The 17255-nt window shown below is 73.0% G+C and carries 11 protein-coding genes; 3 read left to right on the forward strand and 8 right to left on the reverse strand.

Features of this window, described 5'->3' with window-relative positions; all coding sequences use genetic code 11:
• Positions 1 to 69 precede the first annotated feature (69 nt).
• Positions 70 to 4173 (forward strand): ATP-dependent RNA helicase HrpA, encoded by a 4104-nt coding sequence (gene hrpA / locus ACUJ8O_RS00955; protein ID WP_445373059.1) that lies wholly within the window; start codon positions 70 to 72, stop codon positions 4171 to 4173.
• A gap of 24 nt (positions 4174 to 4197) precedes the next feature.
• On the opposite strand, the gene ACUJ8O_RS00960 is transcribed toward hrpA, so the two are convergent.
• Together ACUJ8O_RS00960 and ACUJ8O_RS00965 are read right to left on the reverse strand one after the other, a co-directional pair.
• Positions 4198 to 4626: an HIT family protein gene (locus ACUJ8O_RS00960; RefSeq protein WP_044659226.1), complete on the reverse strand. Its 429-nt coding sequence runs from the start codon at positions 4624 to 4626 to the stop codon at positions 4198 to 4200.
• A 44-nt stretch (positions 4627 to 4670) separates the two neighbouring features.
• A complete protein-coding gene (locus ACUJ8O_RS00965; RefSeq protein ID WP_044659227.1) occupies positions 4671 to 5798 on the reverse strand; it encodes a sulfurtransferase in 1128 nt (375 codons plus the stop codon).
• A gap of 111 nt (positions 5799 to 5909) precedes the next feature.
• On the opposite strand from ACUJ8O_RS00965, the gene ACUJ8O_RS00970 reads away from it, so the two are divergent.
• Positions 5910 to 6356, forward strand: a complete 447-nt coding sequence (locus ACUJ8O_RS00970) for a Fur family transcriptional regulator (RefSeq protein ID WP_061867901.1) — start codon at positions 5910 to 5912, stop codon at positions 6354 to 6356.
• Positions 6357 to 6375: 19 nt separating this feature from the next.
• Here ACUJ8O_RS00970 and ACUJ8O_RS00975 read toward each other — a convergent pair whose 3' ends face one another.
• From ACUJ8O_RS00975 to ACUJ8O_RS01000, 6 genes are all read right to left on the reverse strand, one after another.
• Complete coding sequence (locus tag ACUJ8O_RS00975) at positions 6376 to 7194, reverse strand: metal ABC transporter ATP-binding protein (RefSeq protein WP_044659228.1); 819 nt, start codon at positions 7192 to 7194, stop codon at positions 6376 to 6378.
• A complete protein-coding gene (locus ACUJ8O_RS00980) occupies positions 7191 to 8090 on the reverse strand; it encodes an iron chelate uptake ABC transporter family permease subunit (RefSeq protein ID WP_445373060.1) in 900 nt (299 codons plus the stop codon). The genes ACUJ8O_RS00975 and ACUJ8O_RS00980 overlap by 4 nt, the downstream gene beginning before the upstream one ends.
• A 2-nt stretch (positions 8091 to 8092) precedes the next feature.
• Positions 8093 to 9088 carry a metal ABC transporter substrate-binding protein gene (locus ACUJ8O_RS00985; RefSeq protein ID WP_036337767.1) on the reverse strand — a complete coding sequence of 332 codons (996 nt, stop codon included), beginning with the start codon at positions 9086 to 9088 and terminating at the stop codon, positions 8093 to 8095.
• A gap of 74 nt (positions 9089 to 9162) precedes the next feature.
• Positions 9163 to 10221, reverse strand: coding sequence for a hemolysin family protein (locus ACUJ8O_RS00990; RefSeq protein WP_036337765.1), 1059 nt, complete (start codon positions 10219 to 10221; stop codon positions 9163 to 9165).
• Positions 10218 to 11534, reverse strand: a complete 1317-nt coding sequence (locus ACUJ8O_RS00995; protein WP_144919004.1) for a hemolysin family protein — start codon at positions 11532 to 11534, stop codon at positions 10218 to 10220. The genes ACUJ8O_RS00990 and ACUJ8O_RS00995 overlap by 4 nt, the downstream gene beginning before the upstream one ends.
• 185 nt (positions 11535 to 11719) lie before the next feature.
• Positions 11720 to 13201, reverse strand: coding sequence for a GMP reductase (locus ACUJ8O_RS01000; protein ID WP_036337761.1), 1482 nt, complete (start codon positions 13199 to 13201; stop codon positions 11720 to 11722).
• Positions 13202 to 13401: 200 nt separating this feature from the next.
• Here ACUJ8O_RS01000 and ACUJ8O_RS01005 point away from each other — a divergent pair, with 200 nt between their 5' ends.
• Positions 13402 to 17184 (forward strand): multifunctional oxoglutarate decarboxylase/oxoglutarate dehydrogenase thiamine pyrophosphate-binding subunit/dihydrolipoyllysine-residue succinyltransferase subunit, encoded by a 3783-nt coding sequence (locus ACUJ8O_RS01005; protein WP_445373061.1) that lies wholly within the window; start codon positions 13402 to 13404, stop codon positions 17182 to 17184.
• Positions 17185 to 17255: the final 71 nt, after the last annotated feature.

A 17255-nucleotide genomic window follows, 5' to 3' on the forward strand; every position in this document is an offset into this window, starting at 1 on the left:
CCAGGTCCGTCCCAGATTCGCCCCGTCCGGGTCGGCCCGGGCCCCCGCGCGCCTAGGATGGAGGCCGTCATGACGCAGACTCCCCCGCCCTCCACGCCCGCCGCGCAGCCGTCGGCGACGCCCCACGACGCCGTCGCGATCACGTTCCCCGAACACCTGCCGGTGGCGGAGCGCCGTGAGGAGATCATGGCCGCGATCCGCGACCACCAGGTGGTGATCGTCGCGGGCGAGACCGGCTCGGGCAAGACCACGCAGCTGCCGAAGATGTGCCTGGCCCTCGGGCTCGGGGAGGCCGGCTCGATCGGCCACACCCAGCCCCGGCGCATCGCCGCCCGCTCCGTGGCCGAACGCATCGCGCAGGAGCTGGGCGAGGAGATCGGGCAGACGGTCGGCTACCAGGTCCGCTTCACGACGCAGACCTCGAAGGCCACCCGGGTCAAGGTCATGACGGACGGCATCCTGCTGGCCGAGATCCCCCACGACCCGCAGCTGCGCCGCTACTCCGTGATCATCGTGGACGAGGCCCACGAGCGCAGCCTCAACATCGACTTCCTCCTGGGCTACCTGCGCAACCTGCTGCCCCAGCGCCCGGACCTGAAGGTGATCATCACCTCGGCCACCATCGACCCGGAGCGCTTCGCCCGGCACTTCGGCCGGCCGCTGGCCGCGGGCGAGGACCATGCGGACGCGGTGGAGGCCGACGACGGCGGCCGCGTGGTCCCGGCGCCGATCATCGAGGTCTCGGGGCGCACCTACCCCGTCGAGATCCGCTACCGGCCGCTGACCGACGAGCCCTCCCCCGACGACCCCGAGGACGATGCGGACGACGCCGCCGAGACCCGCGACCCCCTCGACGCGATCGGCGACGCCGTCCTCGAGCTGGCCGCCGAGCCGCCGGGTGACATCCTCGTGTTCCTGCCGGGCGAGCGGGAGATCCGCGAGGCCGCGGACCACCTGACCGGCGTCGTCGCCGGCACCACGCGCCTGGCCGGCACGGAGATCCTGCCGCTGTTCGGCCGCCTGTCCATGGCGGAGCAGCACCGCGTGTTCGGCCGCGCCGGGGCCGGGGTGCGCCGGCGGATCGTGCTGGCCACGAACGTCGCCGAGACCTCCCTGACCGTGCCGGGCATCAAGTACGTGATCGACACGGGCACCGCGCGCATCTCGCGGTACTCGCACCGCACCAAGGTGCAGCGCCTGCCGATCGAGCGTGTCTCCCAGGCCAGCGCGAACCAGCGCGCGGGCCGGTCCGGCCGCACCTCGGACGGCATCGCGATCCGCCTGTACTCGGAGGAGGACTACCTCTCCCGCCCCGAGTTCACGGACCCGGAGATCCTGCGCACCTCCCTGGCCTCGGTGATCCTGCAGATGCTGTCCCTCGGTGTGGCCCGCACCCCGGGCGACGTCAAGGAGTTCCCCTTCGTCCAGCCCCCGGACGGCCGACAGGTCACCGATGGCGCCACCACGCTCACCGAGCTCGGCGCGCTCGAGGCCGGCGGCGCCCGCGCCGGCACCATCACCCGGGTCGGACGCCGCCTGGCCCGTCTGCCCGTTGACCCGCGGCTGGGCCGCATGATCCTCGAGGCTGGTGAACGCGGCTGCGTCCGGGAGGTCATGGTGATCGCCGCGGCCCTGACCATCCAGGACCCCCGCGAGCGCCCCACGGAGCAGCGCGAGGCCGCGGACGAGCTGCACCGCCGGTTCGCGGACGAGAACTCGGACTTCTCCGCGATCCTGAACCTCTGGGCCTACCTGCACGAGCGGCAGAAGGAGCTCTCCGGCTCCCAGTTCCGCAAGCTGTGCCGCCGTGAGCACATCAACTGGCTGCGCGTGCAGGAGTGGCAGGACCTGGTGCGCCAGCTACGCCAGCTCGCCAAGGACGTGGGCCTCACCGTCGAGGCCGGACCCGTGGACCCGGTCGGCCGGCACGAGGCCGTGCACAAGTCCCTGCTCACCGGCCTGCTCTCGCAGATCGGCGCCTACGACGAGCGCCGTCGCGAGTACGTGGGCGCCCGCGGCACCCGCTTCGCCGTGTTCCCCGGCTCCGCCCTGTTCAAGAAGCGCCACCCGTTCGTCATGGCCGCCGAGCTCGTGGAGACCTCCCGGCTGTGGGCGCGCACGGTGGCCCGGATCGAGCCGGAGTGGGCCGAGGAGGTCGCCGGCCACCTCGTCAAGCGGACCTACAACGAGCCGCACTGGTCGCGGCGGGCGGGTTCCGTCGTCGCGCGCGAGAAGGTGACGCTGTTCGGCGTCACCCTGATCCCGGACCGCTCGGTCCGGTACGGCCGGATCGACCCGGAGCTCTCCCGCGAGCTGTTCATCCGGCACGCCCTCGTGGAGGGCGACTGGCGCACGCGCCACCGGTTCTTCGCCCGCAACCGGGCCGCGCTCGAGGAGGTCGACGCCCTCGAGACGCGCCTGCGCCGCCGCGACCTGCGAATCGGGGACGAGGACCTGTTCGCCTTCTACGACGCGCGGATCCCGGGAAACGTCGTCTCCGAGCGGCACTTCGACGCGTGGTGGAAGAAGGCGCGCCAGGATCAGCCGGACCTGCTGGACCTCGACGTCGCCGCCCTGCTCACCCAGGACGCCGAGGACCTGGACACCGACGCGTTCCCCACCACGTTCACGTATCCGATGCCCGGCGGCGACGTGGAGCTCGACCTCGAGTACACGTTCGACCCGACCGGCGCGGCCGGCACCGACGGCGTGACCGTGGCCGTGCCGATCCTGCTGCTCAACCAGGTCTCCCCCGGCCCCTTCGCGTGGCTGGTCCCCGGCCTGCGGGTCGAGCTCGTCACCGCCCTCATCAAGGCGTTGCCCAAGGCCGTGCGCAAGAACCTCGTGCCCGCCCCGGACGTGGCCCAGCAGCTCGTCGCGGACCTCGAGGCCCACGCCGACCCGCTGCGGGACGAGCTGCCGGACGCGCTGTCCGCGGCCGTGCGCCGGGTGCGCGGCGTGGTGGTGGAGCCCGGACTGTGGGCCCCGGACGCGGTGCCCCTGCACCTGCGGATGGACTACCGCGTCGTGGACGCCCGCGGCGCCGTGATGGGCGCCGGCCAGGACCTGCCCGCGCTGCAGGCCCGGCTCGCGCAGGCCAACCGCTCCGCGATCGCCGCCCGGCTCGCCGGCACCGACGACCCCGCCTCGGCCCGGCCGGGGCCGCGCCGCACGGGCCGCGGCGGCCGGGCCCAGGCCGACGGGCGGGCCGGGGCCGAGGGACGCCGTCGCCCGGAGGGCCCCGGGCGGTCCGGCGCGACGCCGGCCTTCGAGGAGCGGCACGGGCTGACCTCATGGAGCATCGGCACGGTGCCGCGGACCGTCTCCACCGCGGCCGGGGCGCGTGGCCCCGCCATCACGGGCTACCCGAGCCTGGTGCCGGAGACCACGCCCGACGGCGGCCCCGCGGCCGGCCTGACCGTGGCCCGGTCCGCGGATGACCAGGCGGCCTGGCACCGGGCCGGGGTGATCCGGCTGCTGCTGGCCACCCTGCCCAGCCCCCAGCGCTACGTGCTGGACCACCTGGACAACCGGGAGAAGCTCACCTTCACCCAGAACCCGCACGGCTCGGTGGACTCCCTCGTCGCGGACTGCACGCAGGCCGCCGTCGACCGTCTCGTCGGGGACGAGCTGCCGTTCGACGAGGCCGCGTTCCGTGCCCTGTTCGACCGGGTGCGGGCCGACCTGATCGACACGGTCTTCGCCGTCACGTCCCTGGTGGAGCAGGTGCTCTCCCGGGCCGCGCAGGTGCGACGCCGGCTCAAGGGCTCGGTCTCGCTCGCCCTCGCGCCGGCGCTGTCGGACGTGAAGGCACACCTCGAGCAGCTCGTGTTCCCCGGCTTCGTGGCCACCACGGGCTGGGAGCGGCTGCAGCACCTGCCGCGCTACCTGCAGGGCATGCTGACGCGCCTGGACCGGTTGGACGCCGGCGGCCACCTGCAGCGCGACGGGCAGCACATGGCGGTGGTGCAGGGGCTCGAGGACGAGTTCGACGCCGCCGTCGCGGCCCACCGCGCCCGGTTCGCGGGCACGCCCGTGCCCGCGGAGCTGGAGCGGGTGCGCTGGCTCATCGAGGAGCTGCGCGTCTCGTTCTTCGCCCAGGAGCTGGGCACGGCGGTCTCGGTCTCCGAGAAGCGGGTGCGTCAGGCGCTCGCCCGGGCCACGCGCGCCTGAGTCGGGCCCGGGCGGCGCGGGCCGTCAGTCCTGCGGGACGACCTCGCCGTGGCCCAGGTCCCGCAGGGCCGCGCGGAGGCGGGCGGCGGCGTCGTCCAGGTCCGCCGGATCGGGGGCGTTGTCCACGCGAGCCAGGTCGAAGTCGGCGAGCGAGGTGGAGGGCCACACATGCACGTGCAGGTGCGGGATCTCATAGCCGGCGATCATGAGCCCGGCCCGGCGGGCGGAGAACGCCGCCACCTGCGCCTTGCCGATCTGCTGGGCGACCGTCGTCAGGTGCGTGACCAGCGCCGGGTCGACCTCCACCCATTCGTCCACCTCCTCACGGGGCACCACGAGCGTGTGCCCCGGCTGGAGCGGCGCGGCGGACAGGAACGCGACGCACGTCGGGTCCTGCCACACGAAGCGGGCGGGCAGCTCGCCGGCGATGATCCTGCTGAAGACGGTGGCCATGGGGGGTCCTCCTGGGGGTCGGCGGGGCGGGGCCCCGGGGCTCGTCAGTCCCGGCCGGACGCGCCGTAGGGCTCGGGGCCGACCGCGACGGCGTTGGACGGGTCCTGGACCCATGCTGACCACGAACCCGGGTAGAGCGCCACTCCGGGTCGCCCCGCGACGGCCAGGGTGAGCACGGCGTGCGCCGCGGTGATGCCCGAGCCGCAGTACACGGCCACGGGAGTGGCGTCGTCCACGCCGACGGCGTCGAACCGCTCCGCCAGCTCTGCGGCGGGCCGCAGGCGGCCGTCCTCGGCGATGCTCTCCGCCGTGGGCACGTTCCGCGCCCCGGGGATGTGCCCGGCCACGGGGTCGAAGGGCTCGACCTCCCCGCGGTAGCGTTCGGCCGCCCGCGCGTCGAGGAGCAGACCGCCGGAGGCCATCGCCTCGGCGCCGGCCGTGTCCACGACGGGCATGCGGCCCCACGACGGCCGGGCGGTGCCGGGCACCGGGATGACCTCACCGGGCTGCAGGGGCAGGCCCGCGGCGCGCCACGCCTCGAGGCCGCCGTCCAGGAGCACGGAGTCCCGCAGCCCCGCGTGGCGCAGCAGCCACCAGGCGCGCGCGGCGGACAGGCCGTGGTCGTCGTCGTAGACCACGATGGTGTCCCCCTCGTCGATCCCCCACATCCGCACGGTCTCCGCGAACTGGCGCGCGTCCGGCAGGGGGTGGCGCCCCGCCGCCGGACCGGCGTGGCCGGCGAGCTGGCTGGGCAGGGAGACGTAGACGGCGCCGGGCAGATGGCCCTGGAGATAGGCGGCGTGGTCCGGCCCGCCCCCCGTGGCCCGGAACCGGACGTCGAGCAGGATCACCCGGTTCGGGCGGCATCGGCCCGGCTGGGCGTAGGCCGGGCCCCCGGGCACCGGCGGCAGGTCCTCGACGGGGGCCAGGCCGAGCCAGCCGGCCAGCACGTCCACCGTCACCAGGGTGGGCGGCTCGGCGGCCTCAGGGTCGACGCCGTCGATGTCCGCGTCCGGGTCGCCGCCGGCGTCATGGGACGAGGACGGGGCCGCCGTGGGCGCCGGGACCACGCGGCCCTGCCCCTCGTCGACGACGATCAGCGGGTCGGGTCGATCGGGGGCGGCGCCGTCGCGGTCCGGGACAGGGGATGGGTCCGGGCTCTCGCTGTGCACCCGGACACCCTACTCCACGCCCCATTCGGCGCCGCTGATAACCTGGAGGATGGCCCGCGCGGACCTGTTCCGGACCGCGCGGAGGAGGCGGCAGCCGCCGCAGAAGGAGTCGTGAGCACCGTGAGCGCCCCCCAGCCCAGCCCCCGGGCCGCCCGTCCCCGGGCGACCCGGCAGAAGGCCGCCGTCGACCGAGCCCTGAACCGCATCCCGGACTTCGTGAGCGCGCAGGAGCTCCATGCCCGCCTCCAGGACCAGGGCGAACGCGTCTCGCTGGCCACCGTGTACCGGACCCTGCAGCAGCAGCTCGACGACGGCCTCGTGGACATGCTCCGCCGCGACGACGGCGAGACCGTGTACCGCCGGTGCGAGGACGAGGGCCACCATCACCACCTGGTGTGCCGGATCTGCTGGACCACCGTCGAGGTCACCGCCCCCCACGTCGAGGCGTGGGCCACCGCCGTCGCCGCGGAGCACGGCTTCACGGACGCGGACCACACGGTGGAGATCACCGGCGTCTGTGCCCGCTGCCGGGCCGAGGGGCGCACCCGCGCGGCCTGACCCCGGGGCCGGGCCCCGGTCAGTGGCGGATGCCGCCCGCGGGGTCGTCCAGGAAGTCCGCCGGGTCCTCGACTGCCTTGGAGGGCCCGTGCAGGGCGCCCCGGCCGTAGGCGATGTCCAGGTTCTCGACCGTGAGCACGTTCCGCGGCGGGCCGGAGGCCACGACACGCCCGCCCATCAGGACCACATGGTCCGCCTCCGCAGCCTCGTCGAGATCGTGGGTCGTGTAGACCACGGACACCCCGCGCGTCGGCTCCTCGTGGAGGAGGTCGTCGATCGTGCGGGCGGAGACGATGTCGAGGCCCGTCATCGGCTCGTCGAGCAGCAGCACGTCGTGGTCCTGGGCGAGGCCCTGGGCCACGTAGGCGCGCTGGCGCTGGCCGCCGGAGAGCTGGTCGAGGTGCCGCCGCGCCAGGTCCGCGACCTGCATGCGCTCCATGGCGGCCCGCACGATGTCCCGGTCCTGCTTCCGGAACGGGCGGAACCACCCGAGCGTGGGGTACCGGCCCATCCCGACGACGTCGCGCACCGTCACCGGCACTCCCTGGGGCACGCCGATGGACTGCATCACGAAGGAGGTGCGCTGCGAGCGCCGCCGCGGGTTCTCGCCGAGCACCTCCAGCGCACCGGAGGCCGGGTCGCTCAGGCCCGCCAGGGCGGTCAGCAGCGTGGACTTGCCGGAGCCGTTGGGCCCGATCACCGCGATCAGCCGCCGGGCCGGCAGGGTGAAGTCGGAGGGCCGGACGGCCACGTGCGAGCCGTGGCGCAGTTCGAGCGCCCGGGCGACCGCGAGGGGAGGCGTGGCCGCCGCGGCGCCCGCGGGGAAGGACGCGTTCATCGGGCGACCTCCGCTCCGGGCAGGGCCACGACCGGCGTCTCCTGCTCACGCTGCGCGCGCGAGCGCACGTGCCGGCCCAGGAGCGCCAGCACGGCGGCGCGGACGGCGAGCACGACGAAGAACAGCAGGATCGGCATGAGCGCCATGGTGGCCGAACCCGCCGTGCCCAGCCGGTAGCTGAGGGTGAGCCCGGTGACGACGCACGCCGCGCCGATCACGACGGAGACGAGCATCATCTGGGGGACGCTGCGCGTCAGCAGCGCCGCCGTCGCGGGCGGTCCCACGAGGAGGCCGAACACGAGCACCGTGCCCACCGCCTGGAACGAACCGATCACGGCCGCGCCGATCATCACCAGCAGCAGCGTGTGCGTCAGCCCCGGCCGCATGCCCAGCGAGCGCGCCTTGACCTCGGAGAAGCTCAGCGCCAGCAGGGGCCGGTAGAGCAACAGGGCCAGGGCGATCACCACGACGGCGATGACCGCCTGGGTCACGATGGCGTCCACGCTGACACCCAGCACATCGCCGAACAGGATCGACGTGAGCGAACCCGTGTAGGAGTCCGACTTGGAGATGATCACCACGCCCAGGGCCATCATCCCCACGAAGAGCAGGCCGATGGCCGTGTCCTCCTTGAGGGTGGTGGCCCGGTGCACCAGTGAGATGCCCGCCATCATGACGACGGCGGCCACCGCCGCACCGAGGTGGGGGCTGCCGCCGGTGACGACCGCCAGGGCGATGCCCGGCAGGACACCGTGCACGAACGCGTCCCCGAAGAAGCTCATCCCGCGCAGCACCAGCCACGTGCCCACGACCGAGCACATCACCACCGCGATGAGTCCGCCGACGAGGGCGCGCTGTTGGAAGCCCATCTGGAAGGGTTCGAGCAGCCAGTCCATCCTCAGCCCTCCAGCGCGTCGGCGAGGGTGCGGGCGTTGGCGAGCATGGCCTCGGCGTAGTCCGCCTCCGGGGTGTCCTTCGGGCCGACGCCGCTCTCGTAGACCTCGATGACCGGCAGGTTGCCGGCCTCCTCGGCCACGGTGTCCACGAGGCTGTTGCGCGCGCCCACGGACGTGATCACGGCGTCCGCGCCGCCGTCACGGATGGACCGGGCGAGCTCGGCGATCTCCTGAGAGGAGGGCTCGCCGTCGGTGGAGCCGCCCGGGACGACGACGCCGGACACGGTGAAGTCGTAGGCGTCGCTGAAGTAGCCGTAGGCGTCGTGGTCCGTGACCAGCGTGCGGCGGTCCTCCGGGACCCCGGCGAGGATCTCCCGGACCTGCGTGTCCGTCTGCTCGAGTTCCCCGCGGACGGTCGCGCCGCACTCGGCGAACCTCTCGTCACCCCGCTCCTGGGCGAGCGTGTCGCCCATCAGCTCGGCGGCCCTCGCCATGCGGGCGACGTCCATCCAGACGTGCGGATCCTCGGACCCGTGGTCGTGGCCCTCGTGGCCCGCCCCCTCCTCGGCGTGGTCATGGCCGCCGAAGGGCAGCGGATCCAGCTGGGGCGCCACCTCGACGACGGTCGCGCCGTCCGCCTCCGCGTTCGCGAGGGCGGACTCCATGCCGCCCTCGAGGCCGAGGCCGTTGGAGAACACGAGGCCGGAGGAGACCATGTCCTTCACCTGCGCGGACGAGGCGGAGAAGTCGTGCGGGTCGTCGCCGGGGCCCATCACCGTGGCGCTGCGGGCGTCGGCGCACGCGACCACGCGGTCGAGCACGGAGCCGAGCTGCGTCGTCGTGGCGACGGCCACGGGCGCGCCCGCGGCCGAGCCAGACCCGGCGGCAGCAGCCTGCGCACCCGAGGAGTCGCCGCTGGTCCCGCCACACGCGGCCAGGCTCAGGGTGAGCGTGGCGAGGGCCCCGGTCAGGGCGGGCAGACGACGGCGGCGGAGCATGGGGCGACCTCGTTCGTGTCGGGGACGGTGCATGAAATCGGTTCTCAACAGTAGCACCGCGCCACCCGCGACGCTCACGCGGGCCGGAACCGACGTGGCGACTGCGTCACGTCGTTGATCTCCCCGACGAGCTCCTCGAGCACGTCCTCGAGGAAGAGGATCCCCGCGGTCTCACCCTCGGGCGTGATCACCCGGGCCAGGTGGGAGCCCGTGCGCTGCATGAGCGCCAGGGCGTCCTCGACCTCGTCCTCGAGCCGCACGTTGGCCAGCGACCGCACGCGCGTGAGCGGGATCGGCTCGTCGTACCCCGACGGCCCCACGGTGAGGACGTCCTTCAGGTGCAGGTAGCCGGTGTAGCCGCCATCGGGGTCCTCGACCACGAACCGGGAGAAGCCCACGCGGCCCACGGTCCACTCGAAGTCGTGCGGCGTGATCCCCTCGGGGACGGTGACGACCCGTTCACGCGGCACCATCACGTCCCCGGCCCGGCGGTCCGAGAACTCGAGGGCCGAGTGCAGCACGCCGGACTCGTCCTCCAGGGTGCCCGAGCGGGTGGACTCGGCCACGATCGACTGCACCTCCTCGAGCGTGTAGGAGGAGGCCACCTCGTCCTTCGGCTCGATGCGAAGGGCGCGCAGCACGAGGTTGGCCGTCCAGTTCAGCGCGGCCACGACCGGATGCAGCAGCTTCGAGAGCCACACGAGCGGCGGGGCCAGCAGCATCACGGCGCGGTCCGCGAACGAGACGGCGGCGTTCTTGGGCACCATCTCGCCCAGGGTCACGTGCAGGAAGGTGACCACCAGCAGCGCGAGCACGAAGGCGGTGACGTCCGCCGCCGCGGCCGGCACCCCGAGGGCGGCCATCGGGACGACGAGCAGGTGGTGCAGCGCCGGCTCGGACACGTTGAGGATGAGCAGGGAGCACACCGTGATGCCGAGCTGGCAGACGGCCAGCATCTGGGAGACGTGCTCCATCGCGTAGAGCGCCACCTGGGCCTGGCGGGAGCCGGCCTCGGCCCTCGGCTCGATCTGCGCCCGACGGGCGCCCATGACGGCGAACTCGCCCGCCACGAAGAAGGCGTTGGCGGCCAACAGGACCACCAGCCACAGCAGTCCGACGACGTCCCCGTTCATGCGCGCGTCTCCTCGTCCTCAGCGGCCGGGTCGAAGCGCACGCGCTCGATGCGGCGGCCGTCCATCCGCTCGACCGTCAGGGTGCCGCCGTCCACGTCCACCACGTCCCCGACCTCCGCCAGGCGCCCCAGTCGGGCCAGGATGTACCCGCCGACGGTCTCGTAGGCCCCGTCCTCCGGCACCACGAGGCCCGGGATCTGGGTTCGCACCTCGTCGGGCCGCAGCTCCGCCGGGAAGTACCAGCGGCCGGAGGCCGTCTGGAGGACCCCCGGGGTGACTCGGTCGTGCTCGTCCGCGACCTCGCCGACGATCTCCTCCACCACGTCCTCGAGCGTGACCACCCCGGCGGTGCCCCCGTACTCGTCCACGACGACGGCCATCTGCAGGTTCGCATCGCGCAGCTCGGCCAGCAGCTGGTCCAGGTGCACGGTCTCCGGCACGCGGATGACGTCCGTCATCAGCGCACCGGCCTCGAGGTCGGCGCGGCGCTCCCGCGGCACGGCCACGACCTTCTTCACGTGCACCACGCCGCGGATGTCGTCCGAGGAGTCGCCGATCACGGGGAACCGGGAGTAGCCGGTGCTGCGGGCCAGGTCCAGGACCTCGGGCAGAGCCTGGTCCTCCCTCACGGTCTCCACGCGGATGCGCGGGGTCATCACGTCCGCGGCGGTGCGGTCCGCGAAGCGCAGCGTCCGATCCAGGAACGTGGCGGTCTGCGCGTCGAGCGTGCCCAGCTGCGCCGAGCGGCGGACCAGCGAGGAGAGCTCCTCGGGGCTGCGGGCGCCGGAGATCTCCTCCTTGGCCTCGATGCCCACGCGGGCCAGCACGCCGTTGGAGAACCCGTTCAGGACCAGGATCGCCGGCTTGAACACGGTGCTGAACACGAGCTGGGGCCGGGCGAGTGCTCGGCCGATCGCCATGGGCTCGGCGATGGACAGGTTCTTGGGGATCAGCTCGCCGAGGAGCATCGAGAGCAGGGTCGCCACGACCATCGCGACGACGAGCGAGACGGTGCCCACCACGCCGGCCGGCAGCCCCACCTGGAGCAGCAGCGGGTCGATGAGCCGGCTGATCGCCGGGTCCATCACGTATCCGGTGAGCAGTGTGGTCAGGGTGATGCCCAGCTGGCACGCGGAGAGCTGGGTCGAGAGTGATTTCAGGCAGCGCAGCAGGGGCTCGGCGCCGCGGTCACCCGCGTCCACCATGCGCTGCACGGTCGGCACGTCGATCGCGATCATGGCGAACTCGACGGCCACGAAGAAGCCGGTGCCCGCGATCAGGACCAGGCCGAGGATCAGCAGGAGCCACTCCACTCGACCCCACCCCCTCGACGGCGGACCGGGCGGCGGTGCGGGGCACCAGGACTGGAAGGCTCCGATCCGGCCGCGTCCGCGTGGGCGGAGGGGCGGTCTGGCACACAGGTGTCAGGGTGATCCATAGTCCGTCCAGTATATGGGGCGTCAGGCCCCGGCGGAACGGACCGGGGAATGCGGCCGCCTCACCACGACGAGGCGACCGGCCGGCCCTCCTCGTAGCCCGCCGCGGACTGCAGGCCGACGACGGCGCGCTCGCGGAACTCCGCCAGGTCATGGGCACCGGCGTAGGTCAGCGACGAGCGCACACCGGACGTGATGGTGTCCAGCAGGTCCTCCACCGAGGGGCGGCGCGGGTCCACGTACATGCGCGAGGACGAGATGCCCTCCTCGAACATCGCCTTGCGGGCCTTGGTGAAGGCGTCCTCGCGGCGGGTGCGGTGCTGGACCGCACGGGCGGAGGCCATGCCGAAGCTCTCCTTGTACCGCCGACCGTCCGGGCCGTGCACGAGGTCGCCCGGAGACTCGAGGGTCCCCGCGAACCACGAGCCGATCATGACCGAGCTGGCGCCGGCGGCCAGCGCGAGCGCCACGTCCCGCGGGTGCTTCACCCCGCCGTCCGCCCACACGCGTGCCCCGAGCTCGCGGGCCGCGGCGGCGCACTCCAGGACCGCCGAGAACTGCGGCCGACCCACCGCGGTCTGCATGCGCGTGGTGCACATCGCGCCCGGGCCCACACCCACCTTGACGATGTCCGCGCCGGCCGCGACCAGGTCCCGGACGCCGTCGCCGGAGACGACGTTGCCGGCCACCACGGGCACGTCGGGGTCGAGGGCCCGCACGGTGGCGAGCGCGTCCAGCATGGTCCGCTGATGACCGTGCGCGGTGTCCACGACGAGCACGTCGACACCGGCCTCGACCAGGGCGGCGGCCTTCTCCCCCACCGCCCCGTTGATGCCGACGGCGGCGCCGACGCGGAGCCGTCCGTCGTCGTCGAGACCGGGCGTGAACAGGGACGAGCGCACCAGGCCCGCCGCGGTGACGACCCCGCGCAGCACGGGGGCGGCGGCGCCCACTGCCGGGTCCACGACGGGGGCCATCTCCTGGCGCGCGGCGTGCAGGCGCTCGAAGGCCGCCCGCAGCGCGTCCTTGCTCGGGGCCCCGTCCGTGCCGCCGAGCTCGGCGAGCGTGAGGGTCACCGCCGGAGGGTGCATGACGGAGGCGGCCGAGGCGAAGCGGTCCACGCCCTCACAGTCCTGGGGGCTGACCACGCCGAGCAGCCCGCCGTGCGCGTCGACCACGCAGACGGCCCCGTGGTTGCGGCGGTCCACGAGGTGGAGCAGGTCCAGCACCGTGTCCTGCGGCCCGACGGTCAGGGCGGTGTCCGCCACGGGGTGGGCCGCCTTCACCCGATGCACGACGTCCCGGATCACGTCCGCCGGGATGTCCTGCGGCAGGATCCCGAGACCGCCGCGCCGGGCCATGGTCTCGACCATCCGGCGCCCGGTGACGGCGGTCATGTTGGCGGAGACCAGGGGGACGGTGGCACCCGTGCCGTCATCCGGGGCGATGTCCACGTCCATGCGACTGGCGACGTCCGAGTGGGAGGGCACGAGGAAGACGTCGTTGTACGTCAGGTCGACGGCCGGGTCGGTGAGGAAGCGCATGGCGTCAGTCTCCCAGACGCGGCGGACGCCGAGAGGCCCCCGCGCGTCCGCCGGGAGCGGAGTCGAGCCGAGGTCGCGGCATTCCGACCGGGGGCGTCGAAGAACTATGATGTCCCGAGGCGTTCCCGGCCCCACGCGCGCCGCGCGGGTGGCCCGGCGCAGCACATCGCATCCCAAGGCTCAGGAAGAGGCGTTACACAGTGCCAGAACTCACGTCGGACCGGCTCGCACAGGAGTTCCCGGGGAACGAACGGCTCGTGGCCGATATCTACCGGAAGTACCGCGAGGACTCCGGTTCCGTGGACCGGCAGTGGGCACAGATCTTCGCCCGTCTCGAGGCCAGCGCCCCCGCCGCCGAGACCGAGCCGAAGGCCTCCACCACGGCCGAGCCGAAGGCCTCCACCACGGCCGAGCCGAAGGCCGCCACCAAGACCGAGCCGAAGGCCGCCACCAAGACCGAGCCGAAGGCCTCCGCCAAGGTGACCGAGCCGAAGGCGGCGACCGCCCCGGCCCGGGGTGCGCAGCCCAAGGAGACCTCGGTCAGCACCGGCCCCAAGCCCAAGAAGACCCCGGCGGCCCAGGCCGTGCCCTCCGAACCCGCCGACACCACCACCGCCACCACCGCGGACGAGAAGCAGGAGAAGGCCACCGTCCTCAAGGGCATGGCCAAGGCCGTCGCCAAGAACATGGACGCCTCGCTGTCCGTGCCGACCGCCACCACCGTGCGCGACCTGCCGGCCAAGGTCCTGATAGACAACCGCGTGGTCATCAACAGCCACCTGGCCCGCACCCGCGGCGGCAAGGTCTCCTTCACCCACCTCATCGGCTACGCCGTGGTCCGCGCGCTCGCGGCCATGCCCTCGATGAACGTGACCTACGAGGAGCGCGACGGCAAGCCCACCATGGTGGAGCCGGCCCACGTGAACTTCGGCCTCGCCATCGACCTGCCCCGCCCGGACGGCACCCGCGCGCTCGTGGTCCCCAACGTCAAGGCCGCCGAGACCCTCGACTTCCGCGGCTTCTGGAAGGCGTACGACGACCTCGTCCAGCGCGCCCGCAAGAACAAGCTGACGATGGACGACTACGCCGGCACCACGGTCTCCCTGACCAACCCGGGCGGCATCGGCACCGTGCACTCGGTGCCCCGCCTGTCCCAGGGCCAGGCCGCCATCATCGGCGTCGGCGCGCTGACCTATCCGGCCGCCTTCCAGGGCGCCGCCGAGTCCACGCTGCACGACCTGGCGATCTCCAAGACGATCACGCTCACCTCCACGTACGACCACCGCGTGATCCAGGGCGCCAGCTCCGGCGAGTTCCTGAAGATCGTGCACGGCCTCCTGCTGGGCGAGGACGGCTTCTACGACGAGGTCTTCCACTCCCTGCGCATCCCCTACGAGCCCGTCCGCTGGGCCCAGGACGTGCAGGTGAACCCGGAGGAGCAGATCGGCAAGGTCGCCCGCATCCAGCAGCTGATCCACGCGTACCGGGACCGCGGCCACCTGCTGGCCAACGTGGACCCCCTCGAGTACTCGATGGCCTACCACCCGGACCTCGACATCCGCGAGCACGGGCTCACCCTGTGGGACCTGGACCGCGAGTGGCCCACCGGCGGCTTCGGCGGGGCGGGCAGCCTGACGCTGCGCAAGATCCTCGGCGTGCTGCGTGACGCGTACTGCCGCACCCTCGGCGTCGAGTACATGCACATCCAGGACCCGTCCGAGCGCGCCTGGTTCCAGGAGAAGCTCGAGCAGCCGTACGCGAAGCCCACCCGCGAGGAGCAGCTGCGCATCCTGGGCCGCCTCAACGCCGCGGAGGCGTTCGAGACGTTCCTGCAGACCAAGTACATCGGCCAGAAGCGCTTCTCCCTGGAGGGCGGCGAGTCCCTCATCCCGCTGCTGGACGGCATCCTCGGCGATGCCGCCGACGCCGGGCTGGACGAGGTCGCCATCGGCATGGCGCACCGCGGTCGCCTGAACGTGCTGACCAACATCGCCGGCAAGACCTACAGCCAGGTCTTCCGCGAGTTCGAGGGGGCCACCCCGGGCGGTGCCTCGGGCTCGGGCGACGTGAAGTACCACATGGGCACCGAGGGCACCTTCGTGTCCGACGCCGGCAACAGCACCCGCGTATACCTCGCCGCCAACCCCTCGCACCTGGAGGCCGTGGACCCGGTCCTCGAGGGCGTCGTGCGTGCCAAGCAGGACCGCCTCGATCTGGGCGGCCAGCGCCCGGACTCCTTCTCCGTGCTGCCGATCCTGGTGCACGGCGACGCGGCCTTCGCCGGCCAGGGCGTCGTGGCCGAGGTGCTGCAGCTCTCACAGCTGCCCGGCTACCGCACCGGCGGCACCATCCACGTGGTCGTGAACAACCAGGTGGGCTTCACCACGCCGCCGACCCAGGCGCGCTCCACGGTGTACTCCACCGACGTGGCCAAGACCATCCAGGCCCCGATCTTCCACGTCAACGGCGACGAGCCGGAGTCCGTGGTGCACGTGGCCCAGCTCGCCTTCGAGTACCGGCAGCGGTTCAACAAGGACGTCGTCATCGACCTCGTCTGCTACCGTCGCCGCGGCCACAACGAGGGCGACGACCCGTCGATGACGCAGCCTCGCATGTACAACCTCATCGAGCAGAAGCGCTCCACCCGCAAGCTGTACGTCGAGTCCCTCGTGGGCCGCGGCGACATCACGCAGGAGGAGGCGGACAGCGCCCTGAAGGACTACCAGCAGCAGCTCGAGCGGGCCTTCGCGGAGACCCACGAAGACGCGCCCACCTCCGGCGACGAGGGCATCCGCCCGGCCGAGGACCGGGACGCGGTCCCGAAGGCGCCGGCATCCACGGCCATCTCGGCCGAGATGCTGCGGGCCATCGGGCAGGCGCACCTCGACGTGCCCGAGGGCTTCACGGTCCACCCGAAGCTCGCGGCCCTGCTCGAGCGCCGCGCCAAGATGGCCGTCGACGGCGGCATCGACTGGGGCTTCGCCGAACTGGCGGCCTTCGGCTCGCTGCTCATGGAAGGCGTGCCGGTCCGCCTGGCGGGCCAGGACTCCCAGCGCGGCACCTTCACGCAGCGCCACTCGGTGTTCCATGACCGGATCACCGGCGACACGTGGGCGCCGCTCAGGCACCTCTCCGAGGACCAGGCGAAGTTCTGGGTCTACAACTCGCTGCTGTCCGAGTACGCCGCCCTCGGCTTCGAGTACGGCTACTCCGTGGAGCGCTCCGACGCCCTCGTGCTGTGGGAGGCCCAGTTCGGCGACTTCGTGAACGGCGCGCAGACGATCATCGACGAGTTCATCTCCTCGGCCGATCAGAAGTGGTCGCAGACCTCGTCCGTGGTCCTGCTCCTCCCCCACGGCTACGAGGGGCAGGGACCGGACCACTCCTCCGCCCGCATCGAGCGCTTCCTGCAGATGTGCGCCGAGGACAACATGCGCGTGGTCAACCCCTCCACGGGCGCCAACCACTTCCACCTGCTGCGCGAGCATGCCTACGCCCGCCCGCGCCGGCCCCTCATCGTGTTCACCCCGAAGCAGCTGCTGCGCCTCAAGGCCGCCGCGAACTCGGTGGAGGACTTCACCGAGGGCCGCTTCCAGCCGGTCATCCCGGACGCCGGGGTGGACGCCAAGGACGTCACGCGCGTGCTGCTGGTCTCCGGCCGGCTGTACTACGACCTGCTCGCCCGCCGCCAGAAGTCCGGTGACACCTCCACCGCGATCGTGCGGGTGGAGCAGCTCTACCCGCTGCCGCTCGAGGAGATCCGCACGGCGCTCCGTGCCTACCCGGACGCCGACGTCGCGTGGGTCCAGGACGAGCCCGCGAACCAGGGCCCGTGGCCGTTCATGGCGCTGAACCTCGTGCCGCAGCTCGACGTCCCCGTGACCCTCGTGTCCCGCCCGGCCTCGGCCGCGACCTCCGCGGGCACCAAGGGCCGCCACGACCAGGAGCTCAGCACGCTGCTGGACGCCGCCTTCGGCCGCTGACCCGGACCGACCCTGCGCCGCCGCCGCACCCTCCGGTGCGGCGGCGGCGCCGGAACGGCCGACGAAAGGAC

Source organism: Micrococcus sp. EWR3.9.1 (assembly GCF_052615555.1).